Consider the following 22,997-nt stretch of genomic DNA (forward strand, 5'->3'; position numbering starts at 1 on the left):
CAGAGACCCCGCTGAATGGACAAGGAAGTCGACCCCAAAGTGCTCGCCGTCATCGATGAGATGCGGCTTTCCGGACCACGGCTCACGCCGGTCGAGATCGTTGCGAAGATGGGCGTCTTCGATGCGCGGGAAAAGCCGTTCGATCACGCCTGGCTCGCGACGGGCGACAACGTCATTGCCACCATCTGGGCCGAATTCGTGAACATCGGCGACGGCGGGCGCTGGTTCTGCCTCGAGTCGCTGGACACGCAGCACCGCGTCGGCGGCGGCGTGCGCAGCCCCCAGCAGATCCAGCGCGCCAAGGACCGCCGTGCGCTGCTCAAGCGCACCGTCGACGCAGGCCAGGGCTTCCGTGCCGTGCTGCAGACCAACCGCGTCGCCATTGCCGAACTCGAGAGCAACAAGAGCGCGAAGGTCTCCACGCGGGTGCGCGACGACGCCGAATGGCACGTCGCCAGCTGGGATTCCGACCAGCAGCTTGCGATCCTGGTGCGCGGTGCGCGCGGCTGGGTGCCCGGCGAAGCCGACATACAGGCGGCCAAGGCGCGGGGCAGCGTGCCGGTCGCTGCGGCCGGCGATCCGGCCGCGGCGGCTGCGGAGAGGTCGGCCTCGCGGGAGGAAGTCCAGGCCGCCGCCATGGACTACGTGATGCGCCACTTCAAGGGCTACGGCTACAACGCCGAGGACGTCAGCAGCCAGAAGCTCGGCTACGACCTCGAAGTGTCGAACGCGAAGGGGGCCAAGCTGCTCAGGGTGGTGGTGAAGGGCACGTCCACGGGGGTGCCCAGCTTCCGGCTCACGAGCGAAGAACGCGCAAGCTCGGCGCGCGAGCCGCTCTGGCGGCTGCTGGTGGTTGCCGATGCCATCGGCACCGCGGCGCAGCACAAGATCTACAAGCCTTCCGAAATGGAGCAGGCGCCGGGGTTCGAGCCGCTGGATTAGCGGGCGGGCACCCCTGCCTTCGGGGCGGCAGCGGGCTGGCCAAGCGCCTGGCTCAGGTCAACAGCTTTCCGTTGAACGCGATGCGCAGGGTGCGCACGGTGAGCACCGCCAGCGCCACGGTCAGCATCCCGAGCAGCAGGACCGCGATGGTCCGCAGCGGCGCGGTTTCCCGCAGCTGCGCGTACTTCAGCGCCGCGTTGGCCAGTGCGGCCATCGGGAAGCCGATCGCCCACCACGCCGGGGAGAACTTCACGCTGGGCCGGAACACCTTCGGCGCGACCACCGCGAACATGAAGAGCGCGAAGTAGAAGAGCAGCGCGGCAAAGCGGTCGATGCTGCCCGTGATGTTCGTGTAGGCGAGGAACCCGACCGCGAAGGGCCCCACGAGGATCATCAGCGAGGGCGTCATTGCGGGCGCGAGCGGCGCCTGGTGCACCAGCCGGCCGACGATGAGCACGAACAGCACCAGTGCGAGCACCGCGCCCACGGCCATCGCCAGCAGGTTGAGTTCCGCGGCCCAGGCCGTGGACGGCTCGTGCCCGGCGGTCACTGCGATGTCCAACGTGGCGACGCCCGGGATCAGCCAGGCGGGTACCGCATGCGATGCATCGACCTGTCCCTTGAGCAGGCGCGAGACCACCACGAAGCCGAGCACGAAGGTCGCGATCGCGCCCAGGGTCCACAGCGCGTGCGCGGCGGACGCGCTGTAGGGCGCGATCACGGCCGACAGCAGCAGCATCGAGATGACGATGGTGCCGAAGAAGTTGCCGGTCACCGGGTGATGGAATTCCGCATGCACGGCCTGCGGATGCCTGGCCAGCTTCGCCGCATAGCCCAGCGCCAGCAGCACGAAGACGCCGAGCGCAAAGGCGCCGATGGCCTCGCCGATGACGGCCGGCGCGCCCAGGCTGCCGTGTGCCAGCCGCCAGGCCAGGGCCAGCCCCGAAAGCCCCATGACGGAGCCGAACAGGTTGACGGGCAGGTTGCGCAGCGAAGCTTCGCTGGAGGGGTGGAACACCGGAAACGGCGGATTCAATGACTCGTTCTGCATGATGGCCTCGTTGGCTGAATTTGCTGGTGTGGATAGTTTCTGCCAAACTGCCTGGGCCGTGGGCGCCGCGGCGCGACGTTTTCCGCCAATCACCGAGCCTTCACCGCCATGCGTGTCGCGATCCTTGCCTTTCCCCGTGTCCAGCTGCTTGACGTCGCCGGCCCTGCCGACGTGTTCGCCGAGGCGGCCCGCCAGCTCGGGCAGCCGCGCGCCTACCAGGTGCAGGTGATCGGCACCGAGACGGGGTTGCTCAAGAGCAGCAGCGGGGTGAGGTTGGCGGTCGATGCCACGGTGGGTACGCATCGCGGGCCGATCGACACCTTGCTCGTGGCCGGCAGCCCCGGCATGGATGACATGGTCGGCGATGCGGTGCTGCACAACTGGCTCAGGCGCCAATCGCGCACGGTGCGCCGCTACGGCTCGGTGTGCAGCGGCGCCTTCGTGCTCGCGTCCGCCGGGCTGCTGGACGGCAAGCGCGTGGCGACCCACTGGAACTCCACCGCGCGCCTGGCCACGGCCTATCCGCTGGCATGTGTCGAACCGGACGCGATCTACGTGAAGGACGGCAAGCTCTTCACCTCGGCCGGGGTGACCGCGGGCATGGACCTGGCGCTCGCCATGGTGGAGGAGGACCACGGCCGCGAACTCGCGCTGCGCGTCGCGCGCGAGCTGGTGATGTTCCTCAAGCGCCCGGGCGGCCAAAGCCAGTTCAGCGCCCACCTGGCGGCCCAGACCTCCGAGCGCTCGAGCATGCGACAGGTGCAGGACCATGTGCTTTCGCACCTGAAGGACGACCTGTCCGTGCCGGCGCTGGCCGCGCTGGCGGGCATGAGCGAGCGCAGCTTCGCGCGGGTGTTTCGAAGCGAGACCGGCACCACGCCGGCCGAATTCGTCGAGAACGCCCGCATCGATGCCGCCCGCCGCCTGGCCGAGGAGTCGCAACTGCCGGCCAAGCGCCTGGCGGGCGAGGTGGGCTATGCCAACGTGGACGGCTTCAGGCGCGCATTCGGCCGGCGCCTCGGCGTGAGCCTCGTGGAGTATCGGAGGCGGTTCGCGAAATGACGGCCGGGTGCGGTCGTCCTTCGCGCAGTACTGGTAAAGTGCGGCGCATCGGCGATGCGGCGCATCGTCCAATGAAACTCGGAGCAGTGAAGCTCCCAACGGTCCACGCGTGACCGTTGGGAGCTTTTTTTCTTTTGAAAGACCCATCGTGAGCACATTCACAGCGCGAACCTGGCGAGTCGGCGTCCTGTTCTCCACCACGGGGGTCACCGCGGCGGTGGAGCGGACGCAGCAGGCGGCCACCCTGCTGGCGATCGAGGAGATCAACGAGAGCGGTGGCGTGCTCGGACGGCCGATCGAACCGGTGATCTACGACCCGGCGTCCCGTCCCAAGCGGTACCGCGAACTGGCAAAGCAGTTGTGCGACAGGGATGGCGTGGCGGTCATCTTCGGGGGCTACATGTCCAGCACGCGCAAGGCGGTGCTCCCGGTGGTCGAGGCCCATCGCGCGCTGCTGTTCTACCCGACGCTCTATGAAGGCTTCGAGTATTCGCCGAACTGCGTCTACACCGGCGCGGCGCCCAATCAGAACTCGGTGCAACTGGTGCGCTATCTGACGCAGCATTTCGGCAAGCGGCTCTTCCTGGTCGGATCGGACTACGTCTACCCCTACGAGTCGAACCGGATCATCGCCGACCTGTTCCGCCAGGCGGGCGGCGAGGTGCTCGACGAGATGTACGTGCCGCTGCGCGTGGCGGACATCGACATGGCAAAGGTGATCCGGCGCATCAAGGCGGCCAAGCCCGATGTGGTCTATTCGACCGTCGTGGGCGATGGCATCGCCCATTTCTACGGTGCGTACCGCGAAGCCGGTTTCGACCAGCGCACCCATCCCATTGCGAGCCAGTCCACGCAGGAAGCGGAGATCGCCCAGATGGCCGAAGGCGTGGCGGAGGGCAGCATCACGGCGGCACCGTACTTCTCGACGCTGCAGAGTCCCGCAAACCTGAGGTTCGTGGCGGCCTACCGCAAGCGGTTCGGCCCCGAACTGCCGATCACGGCCTGCGCCGAGGCCGCCTACTTCCAGGTGAAGCTCTATGCGCAAACGCTGGAGCGCGCGGGCGACGACCGGCTGGACATGATGCTGCCTCACCTGCACGAGCACGAGTTCGATGCGCCGCAGGGCAAGGTGAGGATCGATCAGGAGAACCATCACACCTATCTCTGGCCGCGCGTCGCCAGGGTCGATGCCAGCGGCACGTTCCAGGTGGTGGACGATCCAGGCATACGGGTCAAGCCCGACCCCTACATGTACGAGAGCCGGTTCGATCCGCTTGCGGGCCGTTCGGCCTGACCGGAGGCTCCATGGCGATATCCCTGCTGCGCGAGCTGCCCGAACTGAAGGTCGTCGTTGTGCATCCGCCCGATGAAGAGGGGGATGCCCTGGTCAGCCATCTGCGCCGGGTCGGGTGCATGGTCAGTGTCGTCTGGCCGGTGCCGGTGAGTCTGGTGTCGAATGCCGATGTCCTGTTTCTGCTCATCGAGGGCGAGGCCCGGCATGCGATCGAGGCACTGCTCAAGTCCTTGCCCAAGCCCGAGCCGACGGTCATTGCGATCTTGAACTACGAGGACCCGACAACGCTTCAGCTCGTTCTCGAAAGCGGCGCCTTTGCCGTCGTGCAGAAACCCATCAAGCCGTTCGGCTTGCTCGCCAACCTGGTCGCGGCGCGAAGCAACTGGATGGAGCGCCAGGCGCTGTTGAAGGAGAACCGCAAGCTGCGCAGAAAGATCACGAGCGACCAGGCGATGAGCCGTGCCAAGACGATCCTCATGGCGTCGAAGGGCATCAGCGAGGTCGAGGCCTACCAGGCCATCCGTGCGCAAGCGATGTCGAAGCGGCTCTCGATGGAGCAGATCGCGAGTTCGATCATCAACATGGAAACACTGTTGCAAGCCGCAAATTAACCGGATACGATGAATGCACTGTGTCGGCGGAATCCGTTGGCACAGTGGCTGCACCACCCTTGATCATCAGGCGCTGGTGCGGTTCTTCCAGGGAACCATGTGTGTTCTTCTGGATGCTGGCAATGAAGCCCACACCGCAGTCCATCGCTGCGGAGTGGGTTTTTTTTTGCCCGCACCCGACAGTGCCGTCGGCTGGTATCGCTTTGACACGGTTCATCAACCATTCGGCTGCCATGCAGTGCTGCCTCACGTCTTAAGGTTCCGCCATGCTGACTACTTCACGTCGCCGCCTCCTCGTTTCCTCGGCCGCATCGGCCGCCGCGCTCGCATCTCCCGCGTGGATGCGATCCGCTTTCGCTGCCGACACCATCAAGGTCGGTGCCCTGTACTCCCAGACCGGCGGACTCTCCATCGTGGAGAAGATGCTCGCCAACGCGGTGCGCATGGCGGTGGCGGAGATCAACGCCGCGGGCGGCGTGATGGGCCGCACGGTGGAAGTCGTGCTGGAGGACGGGGCGTCCGACCCCAAGACCTTCAACGAGAAGGCGTCGAAGCTGGTGACGCGCGACCGCATCGAGACGGTGTTCGGCTGCCATACCTCGGCCAGCCGCAAGGCCGTGCTGCCGGTCTTCGAGCGGCGCAATGCGATGCTTTTCTACCAGACGCACTACGAGGGCTACGAATGCTCGAAGAACGTCGTCTACAGCGGCGCCGTCGCCAACCAGCAGCTTGGAAACTACATTCCCTGGATCGCTCGGAAGCTCGGCAAGAAGAAGTTCTTCATCGTCGGCTCCAACTACGTCTACCCGCGCGAAATGGCCAAGGTCAGCAAGAAGCTGATCGAAGAGTCGGGCGCGAAGTGGGTGGCCGACGAATACCTCGAACTCGGGCATTCCGAATGGGCAACGATGGTGCGCAAGATCAAGGAGTCCGGCGCCGACGTGGTCCTGTCGAACGTCGTCGGTGATTCGCTGGTGGCCTTCTACCGCGAGTACAAGAACCAGGGGATGTCGCAGGCCGCGGTGCCGATCTGCGCCACCGTGACCAGCGAGATCGAGATCGCCGCCATGGGCGCCGAATATGCGGCGGGCAGCTACACCTCGGTGCCGTACTTCATGTCGATCGACACGCCCGCCAACAAGTCCTTCATCGAGCGCTACCGCAAGTTCGTGAACGATCCCAAGGCCGTCACGTACCACTCGCTCGAGGCGGCCTACTTCCAGGTGTTCCTGTGGAAGCAAGCCGTCGAGGCCGGCAAGGCCACGACGGCCGACGCGATTCGCGCCAACATCGGCGGACAGACCTTCGACGCGCCCGGCGGCAGGGTGCGCATCGATCCCGACAGCCTGCACGCATGGGTCACCCCGCGCATCGGGCAGTGGCAGGCCGACGGCCAGAGCAAGGTGGTCGATGCGAACCCGCAGCCGCTGCGACCGCTGCCCTACTCGGCGTACGGCGAGACCGACAGCAACCTGATCTGCACGCGCAAGGGCGCAGTCACCGCCAAGATCTGAGGCCCCTGCGGCCTATCTCGTCGCGCGCACCGGCGCGCCGGGGGGCCGCGCCGCGCAAGGAATTTCCGACATGCTGGATGTACTTCTGATCGGCCTGAGCGTGGGCTCGATCCTTCTGCTGGCCGCGCTCGGCCTCGTCATCATCTATGGCGCCATGGGGGTCGTGAACATGGCCCATGGCGAGATGATCATGGTGGGCGCCTACGCCGCGGTCATGACGCAGATCTGGCTCGGATGGGGCCTGTACGCGGCCATTCCCATCGCCTTCGTGCTCACGGCGCTGCTGGGGTTCCTGATCGAGCGCTGCGTGGTGCGCCGCCTCTACGGACGGCTGGGCGACACCCTGCTCGCGACGTGGGGCGTGGCCATCCTCGTGCAGCAGTTCGTGCGGCTCGAAGGTGGACTGGCGTTCTTCGGCATCCACATCGAAGGCCTCGGCCCGGGACTCCAGAACATGCCCGTTCCTGCGGAACTGCAGGGTGCGTTCCAGATCGCCGGCACATCGATCAATGCCTACCGCGCATTCATCGTCGCGAGCACGATCGTGCTGACGCTGGCCACCTGGCTGTTGCTCTACCGCACCCGCATCGGCATGCAGGTTCGCGCGATCATCCGCAATCCGCGCATGGCTGCGGCCTGCGGCATCGACGTCGAACGCGTGAACGCCTTGACCTTCGCCTTCGGCGCCGGGCTGGCGGGCATCACGGGCGTGCTGGTCGCGGGCTTCAAGACCGTGTCGCCCGACATGGGGACGGCACTGGTCGTCGACAGCTTTCTCGTGGTGGTTGCAGGCGGCGTGGGCAGCCTGCTCGGCGCCGTCGTGACCGCCATCGGCCTGGGCGAAGTCAACGGCATCGTCGCCGCCGTCACCAACGACATCGTGGCGCGCGCGTCGGTGTTCGGCCTCGTGATTCTTCTGATCGTCATCCGCCCGCAGGGCCTGTTCTCGTTCAAGGGACGGTAAGACATGGTTTCCCAACTGGACCGGCGTGCGACCTTCGCCGCCTATGCGATCTTTCTCGTCCTGGTGGCCGCCGCGCCGCTGGTGCTCGACGGGTTCTGGCTCAACCGGCTCGCGAAGTACCTGGTGTACGGCATGCTCGGCATCGCCATTGCAATGTGCTGGGGCTACGCCGGCATTCTCAACCTGGGGCAGGGCCTGTTCTTCGGCCTGGGGGCCTACATGCTGGCCATGTCGCTGAAGATGGCGAGTCCGTCGAGTCTCCGGCATGGCGGCCAGGGACCTGTGCCCGACTTCATGCTGTCGAATGCCGAGCCGGGCGCGGTCGTCGACTTGTGCTGCATCAACCAGGGCTCGTTTCTCTGGCTGCCGTTCCGCTACCAGTGGTTCGGCATCCTGATGGGCGTGGTGCTGCCGGTGGTGGTCGCGTTCGTGCTGGGCGCGGTGGTTTTCCGAAAGCGCATCGCGGGTGTGTTCGTGTCGATCATCACGCTCGCGCTGGTGTTGCTGGTGCGGCTGCTGCTGGTGGATGCCCAGCCGCTGACCAACGGCTTCAACGGATTGTCCGACCTGGCCTGGCTGCGCGTCGGCGCGCTGGAGTTCGATCCCTACGGCACGTCGACCTACTACTTGATTGCTGGCGTGCTGGCGGTGGTGCTGGTTGGTGCGCGGCTGCTGCTGGCCACGCGCGCGGGGTTGATCCTGCGGGCGACGTCGGGCGATCCGCAGCGCGCGCGCTACCTCGGTTTCGACGTGGCGCACTACCAGACCTTCTTCTTCGCGCTGTCGGCGGGCATCGCGGCACTGGCCGGCATGCTCTACGTGGTGGTGGCCGAGTTTGCGTCGCCGACCTTCATGGACCTGGCGTTCTCGATCACCATGGTGGTGTGGGCCGCCGTTGGCGGGCGCGCGTCGCTGCTCGGCGCGTGCGTGGGCGCCATCCTGATCAACATTCTCGAGGCAACGGCCAGCGAAACGCAGTCGCTGGTGGAAGCCTGGCGCGTGATCGTGGGACTGACCTTCGTGCTGGTGGTGCTCTATCTGCCGAAGGGAATCGGTGGCTGGATGCACGACATGCTCGCGCGCTGGAGCAGCCGGCCCGCGCCGCGCGAACTCGGGAGTGCCCGATGAGCGCGATGGCACTTGAACTGAAATCGCTGGGCGTCAGCTTCGGGGGCTTCAAGGCGGTGGACGGCGTGTCGCTGCAGGTCGCCGAAGGCGAGCTGCGTGTGCTGCTCGGTGCCAACGGCGCGGGCAAGACCACCCTGATGGATCTCGTTTCGGGAAAGACGCGAAGCTCCGAAGGGCGCGTCGAGCTGTACGGCGCCGACGTGACCAACTGGCCCGAATACCGCGTGGCGCGCGCCGGGATCGGCCGCAAGTTCCAGATACCCAGCGTTTTCAGGGAACTGAGCGTGCGGCAGAACTTGTGCGTCGCGGCAACCAGGGAGCCATCGATCGTTCGCAACCTGCGCTGGGGCTTCGACAGGCAGGACGGGACCCGGGTTGACGAGATCCTCGCGCTGACCGGTCTCGAGAGCGTGCAGCAGCGGCAGGCGGCGGACCTGAGCCATGGCCACACGCAGTGGCTGGAGCTGGGATTGCTGATTGCGCAGCGCCCCAAGGTGATCCTGCTCGACGAGCCGACGGCCGGCATGACGCAGGCGGAAACGCGCAAGACGGCACAGATCCTGAAGGCGCTGCGCGGCCGCCACACCATCCTGGTGGTCGAGCACGACATGGCATTCGTGCGGGACATCGCAGAGCGCATCACGGTGCTTCATCTCGGCCGCGTGCTGGCCGAAGGCAGTGTCGCGGAGATCGAGCGCGACCCCCGTGTGCGGCAGGCCTACCTCGGCTCTCACGGAATTGCCTCGCCATGCTGAAACTATCGAACATCAACGGCTTCTACGGGCGCAGCCATGCCCTGCAGGATGTGGATCTGACCATACCGGCAGGCAAGGTCACGGCGATCCTCGGGCGCAACGGAATGGGCAAGACCACCTTGCTTCGCACCCTGATGGGCAGCATGGTCCGCTCCACAGGTGCGATCGAACTCGAGGGCGTGCGCATCGACGGCCTGCCGACCCACCTGCGCGCCCGCAGCGGCATTGCCTATGTGCCGCAGGGACGCGAGATCATTGCGGATTTCAGCGTGCGGCAGAACATCCTGATGGGTGCGTTCGCCGGCCGCGGGCCACGCGCGATCCCGCCGCTGGCGCTGGAGCTGTTCCCGTACCTCGCGGCCAACCTGCATCGGCCCGGCGGCGTGTTGTCGGGCGGCCAGCAGCAGCAGCTCGCGCTGGCGCGGGCGCTCGCAGCCCATCCCAAGGTCATGCTGCTCGACGAGCCGAACGAGGGCATCCAGCCTTCCGTGGTCGAAGAGATCGAATCCGCCATCACCCGCCTGAACCGCGAGTTCGGCATGACCATGGTGCTGGTGGAGCAGAACATCGATTTCGCCCGCCGCGTGGCGAGCCATTTCGCCATGTTCGAGAAGGGATCGATCGTCGAGAGCGGTCCGATCGACCGGCTGACGAACGAAGTCGTGGACAGGCACATGACCTTCTGAACTGCTCCCTCGCAGGAGCAGCGCTTCAACACATCATTTCACCAGGAGTTCAAGAATGAGCAATGTCGAATCGGGTATCAAGACCACGGCCGCGGAAGTTGCGGCGGTGCTGGACTTGGGCGCCTTGACCGTGGCGCAGGTCCAGGACGGTTTTCGAACCGGCGCGTTCACCGCGGAAAGCCTCGCCGCAGACTGCATGAAGCAGATCGAGGCCTTCAACACACGCTACAACGCGATCGTCTTCATCAACGAAGAGGCCATCGAGGATGCGCGCGCCATCGACCGGCGGCGCCTGGCCGGCGAACCGCTGGGACCTCTTGCGGGTGTGCCTGTCGTCGTCAAGGATCCCATGGACATGGTGGGGTTCCCGACCACGGCGGGGTGGTCGCTGCTCTACAGCAAGACGGGGGGCGTCGATCTCATGCCGGCGACCGATTCGCCCGTGGTCGCACGCATGCGAGCCGCGGGTGCGGTCATCCTGGGCAAGACAAATGTGCCCGTGCTGAGTCACACGGGGACGCATGCCGACGACAGCTGGGCCGGCCCCACGTTGAACGTCGTGGTGCCGGACCGGGTGCCCGGCGGCAGCAGCGCCGGAACCGCCGCCGCAGTCAGCGCAGGCATGGCGGTGTTGGGCCTGGCCGAGGAAACGGGCGGTTCGATCCAGAATCCGGCCTCGGCGCAGGACCTTGTCGGCATCAAGCCGACGATCGGGCTGGTGCCGAATGCAGGGGTGATGCCTTTGTCTGGCAATCGCGATGTCGTGGGCCCGATCGCGCGATGCGTTCGCGATGCCGCGCTGTGTCTCGACGTATTGGCGGGCTACACGGCCGAGGATCCGAAGACGCTCGCCGGGGTGGGAAAGAAGCCCCGGCTCGGCTACACGTCGAAGCTGAGCGCCCACGCGCTCAAGGGGGCGCGCCTCGGCCTCTTCGGCAAGGGCTGGCGCGACCAGCCGCTCGCGCCGGAAACCGAAAGACTCTACAAACGCGCGCAGAGGGAATTGGCGGAGTTGGGTGCGGTCCTGGTGAACGATCCATTCCACGGTTCCGGCTTTGCAGCGCTGCGCAAGCCGACCGCGCCGCTGCCGAATTTCGATGCGCGAGGCATGGAGTCGGTTCCGTACGACCTGCACAAGTACCTCCAGCGCCTGGGGCCCGACGCGGCCCTGAAGAGTTTCAATGAATTTGCCGCTGCCACGGCGAAACAGTCGGCCTTCGATCGGGGCGGTGTGCTCGACTTCATGCATACGCTGCCGCAGTTCGTCGCCTCGCTGCAATCACCCACGGTCCCGCCGGATCTCTCCGAGTTCATTGCGCTGAAGGAAGCGTACCTTCGGATCATCGAAGAAGTTTTCGAGCGGCACCAGCTCGACGCGTTGGTCTTCCCGCAGATGCGCGAGGAGTTGCCGCTGGCCGGGCAGGGGCACACCATCCAGGAAACGACGGTCGGCGAAATCAACATCGCCGGCGTGCCGGGTGTCACTGTACCTGCGGGCTACTACGGCTCCGGTTCGCCTTTCGGCCTGATCTTCGTGGGAAAGCTCTGGAGCGAAGCCGAACTCCTCGCCCTTGCGCACAGCTACGAAACCGGCACGCAGCATCGCCGCTCACCGAGTCTCTCGGCGGCGTAGGCCCCGCTTCACTTTGCCGGCACAGCGTCTTCCCGCATGGCCTGCAGTTCGGCCGGCCGGCCGCCGCTTTCCAGGTACTTCCAGTACGCGACATAGCCCGACAGGTAATGCTCCACGTCGTCGATGCGCACGCGGAAGCTGTGATGGCGTATGAACGAACTGCCGACGATGCGTGACGGGTTCCTGAAGAACATCGCGAGCTCCGGCCAGAAGTGCCCCGTCAGCAGGTAGCGCGCACGCTGCTCCAGTGCGCGGTAGAACTTCTCGATGTCGAAGCCTTCCAGCAGGTGCGCATGTGCGGCATCGGCCTGCAGGCGAACGATCATCTTCTGCGCCGCCATCATCAGCTCGAGCAGCGTCGGAAAGGTGGTGATGCGGTCGAGCACGAAGTCGAGGTGGCCGCGCACGTTGTCCAGGCCGAAGCGCAGGTAGCGCTCCTCGGGCCGGTAGAGCGTGAGCTCGTTGACGCAGTAGCTCAGCCAGTGGTCGTGGGCTTCCCAATGCCGGGCCGCGATGAAATGCTCGAAGGCCTTCTCGACCGTTCGCAACCAGCGCGGATCGCGCGTCAGCCCGTACAGCCGCATCAGGCCGAAGGCGGCTTCGCCGTCGTAGTAGATGATGCGGTTCTCTTCCTTGACGCTGAGCTCGGGATGGTTGAGCACGTGGACGAAGCGGCCCGTTGCCGGGTCCTGCATGTGGACGATCCCCAGTGCCAGTTGCTCCAGCAGCGGCAGGTACTGCGTGTCGCCGGTGAGCTCGGTGTACTTGACCATGGCCAGCAGGCACACGGCATTGCCGCCCAGCTTGATCTCGTCGTCGATGTCGACAAGAAAAGCCGCTTGCTCGCCGCCCGGCAGGGTGGTGCGCTGGATGAGCTTGCCGGTCAGGTGGGCCAGCGCGCGCTCGATGGCGGCCTTGTGTTCGGGCTGGCGCGTGAGCTCCCAGCCTTCGAGCAGCGCGTAGGTCGAGCTGGCGTGGCGCAAGGCGTTGTACGTGGGGATGGCGCGATCGAAGCAGGGAAACCAGCCGTAGTGATACGCGCCGGACGACTTGACCTGGCGCGCCAGGTAGGCGGTGCTGGTCGCGGCGATGTCGCGTACACGCTCGGCGTCCCACGCCGGCAGGCGCCGGTAGCCGCGGTTGCGCCCCTGGTGTTCGATGGCGTGAAGGCCCTTGCCATCGATGAACACGGCCCGCGTGTCGAAGAGCCAGACCGGCTGCTGCGCCTCCGTGGGCCAATGCAGTTCCCGCCCGTGGCGGTGCTTGCCATACAGCGCGAGGTTGACGGCGTTCGGCGTCGCTTCGGAAAAATTGCCGTCGTAGAGCACGGCATGCGCGCCGATCTCTTCCTCGAGCATGGCCACCGACAGCTCGGCGTCGAATGCGATGCCATGGCGAAAGTAGTTGCGCTTGGTTGTCGCGAGGGCCTGCTTCAGCGCCTGCCAGGTCATGACGTGCACCGTGTGCACCACGTCCACGCGCAGCCAGATGGGCGCGCTGCCCTGCTTGCGCAGCCACGCCTGCAGCAGCTGCGCGCCGCGGCGCCACACCTCTTCGAAGTTCTTGCCGCGGACCGTCACGACATGGGCGCGCTCCTTTCCATGGCACACCGACATGAAGAGCACCCCCGCGGCGGAAGCCTCCATGCACTCGACCCATGTGGCGGCAAGCGCCGGCTTGGCGCAGGCCAGCAGTTCACCCAGGCTCATTGCGTGTTCCTTTGGCCGTTTCGAACGGCGGCTTCATGCCCATTTTCTTGCGGCAGCTTCTTCATATTCCTGCGGGGTTCCACAAAAGACGATCTCGCTTCGGTCGATCAGTTCGTAGGCAACGCGTCCGCCGTTCTGGATCAGCATGTTGTAGCAAGGCGCGACGTAGTATTCGCCGCGATTCACGAGCTTGTTGGCCAGCTGGTGCTCATAGGCTTCGTTGAAGGTGCGGGCGTCGGCGAAGTGATAGAGGCCGTCGCTGCACAGGTTGGAGATGCGCTCCTTCTCGGTCGTGCGGAGCACCGCATGGCCGGGGCCGGGTTCGACGAACGACCAGTGATCGCCGTCGCCTTCGAATACCTCCAGGTAGCCCAGCGCATCGGCGGCCAGCTCGGATTTTCTGAACCCCGGCCTGATGGTGTCGATGTTGAAGATGTACACGGGCTCATCGGACCGAAGCTGCTGCAGCCCGCGGTAGACGGAGTCGGCCTGGCCGAGGGTGTCTCCTTCCAGCTCGACGATGCGGAATTCCTTGACGCCCAGGTTCTTCAGCTCCTGCCTCAGGTGCTCCGCAATCTCGTGATCGCGCCGCACCACGAAAAGAAAAAGGTCGTCCTGGAAGTAGTGCTCGAACGACTTCACGACATGAAAGAAAACGGTCTGGCCGTGCAGCGGCAGGCGGTATTTGGGCAGCGCATAGCCGGCCTCCGTGAAGCGGCGGCTCTTGCCCATCATGGGAATGACAAACATCTTTCAGTGCTCCATTTGCTCGAACAGGCGCAATGCATTGGCAAGCATGGCGCGCTGGCGGCGCGGGTTGTCCTGGTGCAGCGGCAGCATGGACAGGAACAGCATCACGGTGACCGGCGCAACATGGCGCGCCGTCATGCCGTTCAGCAGGGGCAGGCCGGCAAACAGCTTCTGGATCGCAGCGGCGTCTTCATCGGCGTGGATGCGCAAGTGGAAATCCAGCCCCGTGCCATCGTCCACATCGAACGCATCCGCGACGATGTAGTCGTACAGGCCGATCACCGAATGCGCGATCTTCGCGAGGTCGTAGCGCAGGTCGCCCAGCAGTCTCGGTTCACCCCGGAAATTGAGGCCGCGCGGGTCGATCACCTTGATGCAGTCCGAGCGCGTGTCGAACAGGATGTTGCTGAAGCACAGGTCGCCGTGCATCACGCCCGGCACCAGCGGCACGCGCGCCGCAGCCTCGACGCAGCGCTGCAGCATGTCCGACAACGATGGCAGTGGGCGCCCGTTCAGGCGGGTCGGTGCCGAAAGGCTCAAGCCGCTGCTCGCGGCATAGGCATGCATGCGCTCGCGGGTCTTTTCCCCCAGCATTCCCCGGCTGTCCTCCTCCACCAATTGCCGCTCGTTCCCGGTCAGGGGCACGGCGGCCTGGCAGGCGCTGAGCCAGTCGGCCAGGTGCTTGAACACCCGGGACCAGAACGCCGTGGAGTTGCGGCCATGCACATACAGCTCGTTGAGCGGCGCCATGCACATGTATTCGAGCTCGTAGCCATACCCGTCCGGATCCACCTGGCCGTGGCTCAGCAATTGCGGCACATACACGCGCAGGCGGGAAGGCAATGCGTCGAACCACTGGGCCTCGGCCTTGATCTTTTCAGCGGGGCGGCCCGTCTTGCGGACGCGGCGGTCGCCGATCATCAAGTCGTTGAAGGAGCGCTGCGTGGTGATCTGGGCTCGCGAGCGGTAGAAGGTGTTGACGTGGCCGAAGTCCGACCACTTCTCGGAGTGGATGCGCTGCAGGTAGCAGGCTTCGTCATAGGCGGACACGGCCTTCTCGAACGATCCGCGCGCGGCGACGAGGCACTTTGCCAGCCGGCTGACCGATTCAAACGCAAAGTAGCCGCACCAGACCCGCGCCCCGGCGCCCGAACCCTGGTCGACGTGCCAGTCGTAGTCGTCGGCCGACTCGGCCACGCAAAGGCAGTCCCAGGCGGCCGGAAGGTCGAGGATCAGCGTGTCGCCAAGCAGGATGCGAAGCCCCTCGTCGTAGCTGCCGACGGTGTTGATCGAGAAAAGCAGCGAATCGGCCAGGGTCAGGCCGTCGGGCACCCGCAGCACCTGGATCGCCTGGGCTTCCAGCGCGCGCGCATCCCGATGCGCGATGGCGTAGCTTTCGGGCAGTGAGAGATAGATGCTCTCGGCGGGAAAGTGCGTGTGCAGTACCGAAAGCTGCCGCAGGAACAGGCGGCGGTTGCCAACGGGCAGGAAGGCCGGCGGCAGGCGGCCGAATTCCGATTGCAGTTCTGAATCGACGTAGGCGGCGGAAGTGATGATGATCACTTCTCATGCTCCAGCAATCGGGCGATTTCTTCCTGGCTGTATTTCAGGAACTCCGAAGGACGGATGGCGCGGTCATCCACATAGAAACCTTCTTCGCCGCACCAGGGTTTGCCCACGTGGATCTCGTCGTAGGGCACGTCATGGCGGCCCAGCCAGTCGATGATGATCGGCAAGGTGTGGGCGTTGATCTTTCCGATGTTGCCGGCAAAGCTGTTGACGTTGCGGCTGGTGTATATCGCGATGGAGAACCCCATCGCCTGATAGCTGCGGAGCCGATCGATCATCTCCAGCCGCGGGCGGGCGTTCGCATAGTCCTTGGCCTCCGCGATGCACAAGGTATGGTCCAGATCGAAGATCAATCGCTTCAATTCATTTGCCTCTGTTCTCGGAATATGGCTTTGCGGTCGACGGCATCTTCAGCCCGGCGATGCCGGATCGAGGGCCAGAAACCGCACGACCTCCGGCGTGGAGATCCGGAAGGAACCCACGGCGCGCTGAACGGCCTTCATCAAGATCGGGTTGTTCGCGGTCGAACGCTGGTCTTCGTTGGTCCACTGGTTCGGCTGCCGGTTCTTTTCCCGCGTGACCTTGTCGTCGTCTTCATCGAGTTCCTGAAGAATCTTCAGCATCAGGGAATGTCCGCGCCAGACCTGGTCCCGGATCACCGGCGTTCCATCGGCAAACCTTCTGCTGCGCAATTCTTCAGGGACGATCATCGGCGCGTCCTGGCTCTTGGCGAGTTCGGCCAGCCGGTTCCAGAAGTGCCTCACGTCATAAGGATTCGGGTTGAAGAAAACCCGCTCGTTGAGCTCCTTCTGCGAGGAAGGAAGCGGGGTGCTCCACATTTCGCGATTGCGCTCGTTCTCTGCGAGCGTGACCCATTCCGCCCATTTCGCCATGCCTTCGAGGAACCAGCTCGCGCGGAACATGGTGTAGCCGTACTGGTACAGGTGGAACAGCTCATGCGGGATGAGGTAGTCCTTCACCCGCTCATGATTTCCGCGCATTGTGGAATTGATGCCGATGGAGATCGAGCATCTGTCATCGCGGTTGCGGCTGCCGGGGTAGCGCACCACGCCGGAGAACGACAGTCCCCTTTTCTTCGCGTTCTCCTCGCTGTAGGTGCCGAAGTCCAGGAAGTCGATGTCGATGGATTCGGCGCGCCGGAACCTGGTGCTGCGCAGCGGGTCGCGAAAGCCGTTCCGGTTGAATATCTGCCGGACCGTGTCCAGGTGCAATGCCGCGTCCTCGACGATGTCGGGCACGCCGTTGCGATTCAGATCCACGCTGGTGTACAGCGCGTGCGGCCCTGACTGGGTGTAGAAGACCCGGATGCCGTTGAACTCGAACTTCTGCTCCAGCTCCAGCCTGTGCGGATTCCTCGAGGCTCTGCATGCGGGCGCCTCCTGCAGGTCCTGCGCCAGAACTGAGGAAGCAGAGCCCAGTACACAGGCGATCGCTGCGCCCGCGATCAGTTGCTTCCATGGCGATTTCTTGGCCGGCATTGCTGCTCCTGTTGCATATCCTGCATGGCTCGCCAGGCGAGGCTCGATCGACGGACAACTCTTCAGTTCAGGGAATTCCAGAGCAACTTGTCCATCTCGCTCAGGGGCCCTGAAGGCAAGTCGGCGCTCAACATTCTCTTGAGTTCCCCCCGGCCGTACGATGCCGCCGGCATGGCTTCGGTCGGATGGATGTCCTGCAGCGGCTCGCGCCGCACGCCCTGGAAGAGCAGGGCATGCGCCAGGGAGCAATGAGACCGCAGGCGCCTTGGAAATCCGAACCACCCTTCCTGGGCGGCCTGTGTCTGAAGCGCGAGGGTATTGGCGTAGCAGCGCATGGAATCGACGGATCCGATGGCGAATTGATCCCCTGCATAGAGGGTCTTCGTGATCATCAGGTTGTTGAAGTAGATCAGGCGCTGCTTGCGGCATTCCTCGGCCATCTTCATCCAGTCGGGCTTGCTCTCTCCAGGCCGGAAGGCGCGGTCCGGCCGGATCCTGAGCACCAGGTCATAGGCCTCCCCATCCTCTTCCATCAGGCGGTGCGCCTCCTGGATCTTGTAGAACATCTTGCGCTGGTTGTTGGCGTCGTTCTCGAATTCAGGCCGTTGATGGCTTTCGATCACGACCTTCGCATCGGTCCCGTAGACCGCCCGGATGTCCGATTCGCTCACGGTCGAGGAAACGGCCAACAGCGAGAAGAAGTTTGGATAGGATTTCTTCAGGGCTTCCATGCCGTATAGAAATCCCGCCTGCTTGTAGGCCGCGGCAAATGGCGTGTACTTGAATATCCTGTCGACACCATTGCCCGAGATCGGGTCGGGAAGCCGCCAGCCGGTGTCCTCCCAGGTGTGCACAAAATATTTGACGCGATGCTCGTGAAGGTGGAGATTTTTCCAGGTCTCGAAAGCCTTGGCGTATCCCCTCAACTGGCCCGAAACGCAAACGGCAATATTCAGGTGCCTTCTGGAAACCGTGATCGGGCGCCTGGCGTCGACGCAAAAGGCGCGCGCGATTCTTGCGCTGGACTGCGCCGGCCCGGCATAGCCGGGGGCGGGCGCCGGGTAAAGATCGTGCACCTGGTTGAGCACGCGGTCATAGACGGCATGGTCCAGCAATGCATAGCCCAGGATCAGGAGGCGGCATATGGCGGCCTCGTTCAGGCAGCGCACCCCCTTGTCGTCCTGCAGCATCTCCAGGACGAAATTCCTGAAGATCTCTACATTCTTCGGAAGCACGGTCTGGAAGAACTTGCACAGGACTTCGTGGTTGTACCGCTCGAGGAAATCGATCAGCGTTTCCTTGCCGATGTCTTCCCCGTAAGCGCGAAACCCCTCGATCGCCAGCATCAGGGCGGCCTTGTCCCGCGTGTTCTTGAAGGCCTTGTTTTCAATCAGCGGCCTGGCAATGCCCGCGGCACTCGTGTAGGTTGCCCCATGGTGCCGTTTGAGGCCCGCCAGGTAGGTGGCGAAGCCGAAGGGAGATGCGTCGATCGTTTCCTCCAGCTTTCGCGCAAAGTGACCGATCTGTCCCACGATCAACTGCGTGGATGCGATGTCGATCGCTTCGGAGTCCTTCTTCTCGAATGCGTCCTTCCATCGCCCGCCGGATCTCAATTCGAGCGCAGCGTTGGCGTTGCCCGAGAGGATCAGGCCGTCGTGGTATCTCGAGAGAATGTCTTTCGCGAAGTCATGGCCCTCTTCCAGGGCACGGCGCAAGCGATACAGGCTCAGTTCCAGCTGGTCCGACTTGCTGAAGGCCTGCAGGTCCGCGTCCATGTCCGCGACGCAGCGCCATTCGTTGAAGCTGTCCATTTCACGCCTCGGCGGCTCGGCGCGTTCCGGCGGAGGCGCCGGTCATGCGGTCCGCTCTGCAGCGGCAGGCGCTTCCTGCAGCACGGGCAGCCGGGGCTCGGCGAGCATCGAGAAATCGGGGCCGGGGCTCAGGCCCATCAACAGATGGACGCGATTCGATGGCTCGTTGCTGCGATTGACCGCGCGATGGCTCAGGTCCACCCGCACCAGCCATGCAGAACCGTCTGCAGGCAGGTGCACGCTCTCGATGCTGCCATCGGCACGCTGCCATTCGAAGAAGCAATTGGGATTGGTGATGATCGGAATGTGCAGCCGCCATGTCTCCCTGAGCGCATCGGTGTGCAGCGGCATCTCTTCGCCTTCGCTCTCGAGCTGCATGATGCGGGCGCGAAAGTGCTCGATGCCGCGATGATGCAGGCCCTCCATGACCTCGGCGAGGTAGCCCGTGCACACCTCGGTGGGCGTGACTCCCCGGCTGGGAGCGGCGGCCTGCGTCGGGGCGATGCGCCGGATGCCGTCCGCCAAGGTGCCGTCGCGGCTGGTGACGGCCCAGCCGATGTAGTCGACCCGGTTGTCTCGGTAGGGCACGGCCGGCTGCTGCTTGACGTGGTCCAGGAAGTGGGCGCGAAGCTTTTCCGGATCGACCTTGAAATCAGCCAATCTCGCGAACATGACGTCTTTCGAGCGCTTCATGGTGTCTTCTCGTCCTTCCATGCCCGAGCAAAAAAGCCATCTTCTTTGCCGATTTATACAATTGATACACATACTAGCACCGGCTGCGAAAGGCGCGCATGCCGGAAATCACGGAACCGCGAGCCGGGTCCAGGCCCTTCGCTTCCTCTCGCCGTTCGGTTCGTCAGGTTCAGAATAGGCGGGGTTCCACCCTCACGACACCCATGAGAGCCATCCCGCCCCTCGCGGCCCTTGTCCTGGCCACCTTCTTTGCCGTGGCGCCCCAGGCCTACGGCCAGGCCGCCCAGAGCCCGCCGCCCTACGCCGGCCCGCTGTTCGACACGCACCTGCACTACAACCAGGAAGCCTGGGACGGCAACACCGGGCCCTATCCGCCCGCCGAGGCACTCGCGCGAATGCAGCGCAACAACGTGAAGGCCATCATTGCCAACTCGCGTCCCAACGCCGGCACGCAAACCCTGGCGGCTGCGCGCGAGACCCGCGCCGCGGGCGTGACCGTGGTGCCTTTCGTGCGGCTGTACCGCAACCGCGACGACTACAGCAACTGGTTCCGTGACGAGACGATCCACGACATGGTGCAGGCCGAGCTGGCGCGCGGCACCGCGAGCGGGCCCTACCGCGGGCTCGGCGAGTTCCATCTGTACGAGAGCGCCCATGCCAACGGCCCGGTGGCCAGGAAGCTGATCGCGCTGGCGGAGCGGCAGAAGCTCGCGGTGCTCGCGCATGTCGACGACGTGGCGATCGATCTCCTGATGGCCAACGCGCCGTCGAAGGGCCGGGACCTTCGGCTGATCTGGGCCCACACGGGCATCGGCGGCGCGCCCATCGAGCGGGTGCAGGCCTTGCTGGAGCGCTACCCGCTGCTGATGGGCGAACTCTCTTACCGGCCGGGGCTGACCTGCGAGGGCGGCAGGCTCTGTCCCGAGTGGCGTGCGTTGATCCTCAAGTACCCCGAGCGCTTCATGATCGGCTCCGACACCTGGGTGAACCAGCGCTGGAGCGCCTACGACGAGATCATGCGCGGCTACCGCACCTGGCTCGGCGACCTGCCGCCCGACGCGGCGCGGCGCATCGCCTGGGGCAACGCGGCCGCGCTGTTTGACGTGCGCTGAGCGGTTCGGCCGCTCAGTTGCCGGCGGTGCCTTCGGGCTGCGGCTGCAGCCATCGCCCGGCCTGTTCGCGCAGCGCCTCGATCTGCTGGCGGACCAGCGCAAGCTCGTTGCGTAACAGTCGCGCGGCGTGGTCGCCGGCATCGCTCCCCTGGGGCAGTGCTTCCGGCAGCGCAAGATCTACCGGCTCGGCTACGGCTTCCGGCAAACCGCCTTCCACGTACGACGCCAGCGCATCCAGCGCCGCCGCGGCGCCCTCGGCTTCCGCGCGCAGCGCTTCCAACTGCTGCGGCGCATGCAGCGCCACGCGATGCGCGCCGAGCGCCGAGAGGTAGCTCAGCAGCGTGTGCGACTGGATCAGGAAGCGCAGCGCCGTGCCCGCGCGCGGCCGCGCGAAGCCGGGTTCGCGGAACATCTCGAACACGGCGGTGGACAGCGTCGCATCGGCGTTGTGGGCGTTGCGCCTCGCGAGCCGGTAGGCCAGGTCGTCGCGCGCGCCCGAGCGGTACTGGCCCGCGATCTGCCGCAGGTAGTGTGCGTGGTTGCGCATCGCTGCTGCCGCCAGGTCGCTGAAACGCCGCGCCTGCCAGTGCGGCAGCACCAGCACCATCGCGAGCGCGGCAATCAGGCTGCCGATGGCGGTGTCGATCAGGCGCGGCACCATCAGCGCGTCGCTGTCGCCCACCTGGTTGAAGCACATCAGCACCAGCACCGTGACGGCCGCGGTCGCCAGCAGGTAGCGGGTCGCGCGCGTGGCGAAGAAGAAAACGCCTGCGGCCACCGCCAGCAGCGACTGCGCCCAGGGCTGGGGAAAAAGCACCAGCAGCGCCCAGCCGGCCACCACGCCGACCGCCGTGCCCGCGATGCGCTGGCCGACGCGCGACACCGTGTCGCCCCAGGCCTGCTGGCAGACGAACAGCGTGGTCAGCAGGATCCAGTAGCCGCGCACCGGATGGATCAGCAGCATCACGCCATAGCCGGCCACCAGCGCGGCCGCCAGCCGCAGCGCATGGCGGAACAGCGCCGAGCGCGGCGTGAACTGGCCCCGCACGCGCTCCACCATCTCGCGCGCTGAACGCGGCGAGCGGTCGAACAGGCCCATGTCGGCGCGCCCGGCGCGGGCCGAGGGCTCGGTGGCGCCGGCGAGCTGCCGCTCGAGCTGCGCCAGGTTCCACGCCATGGCCTCGACGGACGCGAGCAGTGCCGCCCGGCGCGGTTCGCGCTGCTGTGCGCGCTCGTGATCGATGGCGCTGCGCAGCTCCGCGAGCGCGTGGCCGGTGGCCGGATCGGCGGCAAAGGGTTCGCGCCGCTCGATGGACAGGGCGAGCCGCCGGCAGGCCTCGCCCTGCAGGGTCAGCACACGCTGGCAGCGGTAGAGCAGGTCGCTGTGGAAGAAGGCATCGGCCAGCGCGTTGTAGTCGTCGTGCGAGGAGGTCGCGCGCTCGTGCACGTCCTGCGCTATCAGGTAGAGGCCGCGGTAGCGCACGATGCGGCCGGTGGGCGCGCGCGTGCTGCCGATGCGCCGGAAGATGCCTTCCTTGGCGGCGTTGAGCCCGGCCACCACCTGCGTGTTGAGCTGCGCGAGCGACAGCCGCTTGCGCTCCATGTCGATGCCGCGCAGCGGCTCGAAGAGCGAGGCCTTGAAACACACGTAGTCGCCCAGCACGCGGAACAGCCCCGCCAGCTGCGCCTGCACCGGCTGGGCCGGGAAGAGCGTGCACCACGCCACCGAGAACACGCCATACCAGGCCGCGCCCGCCAGCAGCAGCAAGGCCTCGTGGAGCCGGCCGGCGCCGCCCGGTGCGGCCGCGCTGCCGTCGATGCCCAGCATGGCGTAGACCGCCAGAATGAGCGTGGCGAAGCCGACGGCCTTGTAGCGCGGCTCGATCGCACCCAGCATCGTCAGCGAGAACGCGGCCAGCGCCAGCCCCGGGACGAAGAGCACGGGGTGGTCGATCCACGACACGACCGCGAAGGCCGCCGCCGCGAAGCACAGCAGCGTGACGGCCTGCGCGCGCAGCCGGCCCGGGCCGCTGTCGTCGGTCTCGGCCAGTGCGCTTGCAATGGCACCCAGGAACAGCGGCGTCATGGCTTCGGCATGCCCGTAGAGGCTGCCGATGGCCATCAGGCTGCCGAGCGTGAGCAACACTCGCAGCGGCTGGGCGCGGCCCGCCATCCAGCGAAGGCGCCGGTGGAAAAGATCGAGGGAGAAAAGAA

20 protein-coding genes are annotated in these 22,997 nt (G+C 65.6%); 11 read left to right on the plus strand and 9 right to left on the minus strand.

What is annotated here, in order from left to right:
* Window positions 1-15 precede the first annotated feature (15 nt).
* Window positions 16-942, plus strand: coding sequence for a protein NO VEIN domain-containing protein (locus EJO66_RS20750; RefSeq protein WP_124960048.1), 927 nt, complete (start codon window positions 16-18; stop codon window positions 940-942).
* 52 nt (window positions 943-994) lie between these two features.
* Here EJO66_RS20750 and EJO66_RS20755 read toward each other — a convergent pair whose 3' ends face one another.
* Entirely contained in the window at window positions 995-1,993 is a 999-nt protein-coding gene (locus EJO66_RS20755) for an SLAC1 anion channel family protein (RefSeq protein WP_124960049.1), read from the minus strand.
* 108 nt (window positions 1,994-2,101) lie between these two features.
* Between EJO66_RS20755 and EJO66_RS20760 the strand changes: the two genes are divergently transcribed.
* The 9 genes from EJO66_RS20760 (at window position 2,102) to EJO66_RS20800 (ending at window position 11,640) form a co-directional block, all read left to right on the plus strand.
* Window positions 2,102-3,055 (plus strand): GlxA family transcriptional regulator, encoded by a 954-nt coding sequence (locus tag EJO66_RS20760; protein ID WP_124960050.1) that lies wholly within the window; start codon window positions 2,102-2,104, stop codon window positions 3,053-3,055.
* Window positions 3,056-3,203: 148 nt separating this feature from the next.
* Window positions 3,204-4,349 carry a transporter substrate-binding domain-containing protein gene (locus tag EJO66_RS20765; protein ID WP_124960051.1) on the plus strand — a complete coding sequence of 382 codons (1,146 nt, stop codon included), beginning with the start codon at window positions 3,204-3,206 and terminating at the stop codon, window positions 4,347-4,349.
* Window positions 4,350-4,360: 11 nt separating this feature from the next.
* Entirely contained in the window at window positions 4,361-4,960 is a 600-nt protein-coding gene (locus EJO66_RS20770) for an ANTAR domain-containing response regulator (RefSeq protein WP_047786799.1), read from the plus strand.
* A gap of 266 nt (window positions 4,961-5,226) precedes the next feature.
* Complete coding sequence (locus EJO66_RS20775) at window positions 5,227-6,474, plus strand: transporter substrate-binding domain-containing protein (protein WP_164547872.1); 1,248 nt, start codon at window positions 5,227-5,229, stop codon at window positions 6,472-6,474.
* A 70-nt stretch (window positions 6,475-6,544) separates the two neighbouring features.
* The gene (gene urtB / locus EJO66_RS20780) at window positions 6,545-7,438 is read left to right on the plus strand and encodes an urea ABC transporter permease subunit UrtB (protein WP_124960052.1); all 894 of its coding nucleotides are present in this window, start codon (window positions 6,545-6,547) and stop codon (window positions 7,436-7,438) included.
* Between the two features lie 3 nt (window positions 7,439-7,441).
* Window positions 7,442-8,566, plus strand: coding sequence for an urea ABC transporter permease subunit UrtC (urtC, locus tag EJO66_RS20785; protein WP_125965953.1), 1,125 nt, complete (start codon window positions 7,442-7,444; stop codon window positions 8,564-8,566).
* A complete protein-coding gene (gene urtD / locus EJO66_RS20790; protein WP_125965954.1) occupies window positions 8,563-9,321 on the plus strand; it encodes an urea ABC transporter ATP-binding protein UrtD in 759 nt (252 codons plus the stop codon). The genes urtC and urtD overlap by 4 nt, the downstream gene beginning before the upstream one ends.
* Window positions 9,315-10,007, plus strand: coding sequence for an urea ABC transporter ATP-binding subunit UrtE (gene urtE, locus EJO66_RS20795; protein WP_047786803.1), 693 nt, complete (start codon window positions 9,315-9,317; stop codon window positions 10,005-10,007). The genes urtD and urtE overlap by 7 nt, the downstream gene beginning before the upstream one ends.
* A 55-nt stretch (window positions 10,008-10,062) precedes the next feature.
* The gene (locus EJO66_RS20800; protein ID WP_125965955.1) at window positions 10,063-11,640 is read left to right on the plus strand and encodes an amidase; all 1,578 of its coding nucleotides are present in this window, start codon (window positions 10,063-10,065) and stop codon (window positions 11,638-11,640) included.
* Window positions 11,641-11,648: 8 nt separating this feature from the next.
* Here the strand turns inward: EJO66_RS20800 and EJO66_RS20805 are convergent, their stop codons facing one another.
* The 7 genes from EJO66_RS20805 to EJO66_RS20835 all read right to left on the minus strand — a co-directional run bounded on the left by EJO66_RS20805 (window position 11,649) and on the right by EJO66_RS20835 (window position 19,671).
* Window positions 11,649-13,349 carry an AGE family epimerase/isomerase gene (locus EJO66_RS20805; RefSeq protein WP_125965956.1) on the minus strand — a complete coding sequence of 567 codons (1,701 nt, stop codon included), beginning with the start codon at window positions 13,347-13,349 and terminating at the stop codon, window positions 11,649-11,651.
* A 33-nt stretch (window positions 13,350-13,382) separates the two neighbouring features.
* Window positions 13,383-14,099 (minus strand): glycosyltransferase family 2 protein, encoded by a 717-nt coding sequence (locus EJO66_RS20810; RefSeq protein WP_124960057.1) that lies wholly within the window; start codon window positions 14,097-14,099, stop codon window positions 13,383-13,385.
* A gap of 3 nt (window positions 14,100-14,102) precedes the next feature.
* Complete coding sequence (locus tag EJO66_RS20815; protein WP_124960058.1) at window positions 14,103-15,662, minus strand: phosphotransferase; 1,560 nt, start codon at window positions 15,660-15,662, stop codon at window positions 14,103-14,105.
* Window positions 15,659-16,030, minus strand: a complete 372-nt coding sequence (locus EJO66_RS20820; RefSeq protein ID WP_124960059.1) for an HAD family hydrolase — start codon at window positions 16,028-16,030, stop codon at window positions 15,659-15,661. The genes EJO66_RS20815 and EJO66_RS20820 overlap by 4 nt, the downstream gene beginning before the upstream one ends.
* 48 nt (window positions 16,031-16,078) lie before the next feature.
* The gene (locus EJO66_RS20825; protein ID WP_125965957.1) at window positions 16,079-17,167 is read right to left on the minus strand and encodes a hypothetical protein; all 1,089 of its coding nucleotides are present in this window, start codon (window positions 17,165-17,167) and stop codon (window positions 16,079-16,081) included.
* 62 nt (window positions 17,168-17,229) lie between these two features.
* Complete coding sequence (locus tag EJO66_RS20830) at window positions 17,230-18,978, minus strand: hypothetical protein (RefSeq protein WP_125965958.1); 1,749 nt, start codon at window positions 18,976-18,978, stop codon at window positions 17,230-17,232.
* Window positions 18,979-19,020: 42 nt separating this feature from the next.
* A complete protein-coding gene (locus EJO66_RS20835; protein WP_124960062.1) occupies window positions 19,021-19,671 on the minus strand; it encodes an aspartyl/asparaginyl beta-hydroxylase domain-containing protein in 651 nt (216 codons plus the stop codon).
* 203 nt (window positions 19,672-19,874) lie between these two features.
* Between EJO66_RS20835 and EJO66_RS20840 the strand changes: the two genes are divergently transcribed.
* Window positions 19,875-20,783: an amidohydrolase family protein gene (locus EJO66_RS20840; RefSeq protein WP_124960063.1), complete on the plus strand. Its 909-nt coding sequence runs from the start codon at window positions 19,875-19,877 to the stop codon at window positions 20,781-20,783.
* A 13-nt stretch (window positions 20,784-20,796) separates the two neighbouring features.
* Here the strand turns inward: EJO66_RS20840 and yccS are convergent, their stop codons facing one another.
* Complete coding sequence (gene yccS / locus EJO66_RS20845; protein WP_124960085.1) at window positions 20,797-22,956, minus strand: YccS family putative transporter; 2,160 nt, start codon at window positions 22,954-22,956, stop codon at window positions 20,797-20,799.
* Window positions 22,957-22,997 lie beyond the last annotated feature (41 nt).

The sequence above is a fragment of the Variovorax beijingensis genome, assembly GCF_003951285.1.
Classification (GTDB): domain Bacteria; phylum Pseudomonadota; class Gammaproteobacteria; order Burkholderiales; family Burkholderiaceae_C; genus Variovorax; species Variovorax beijingensis.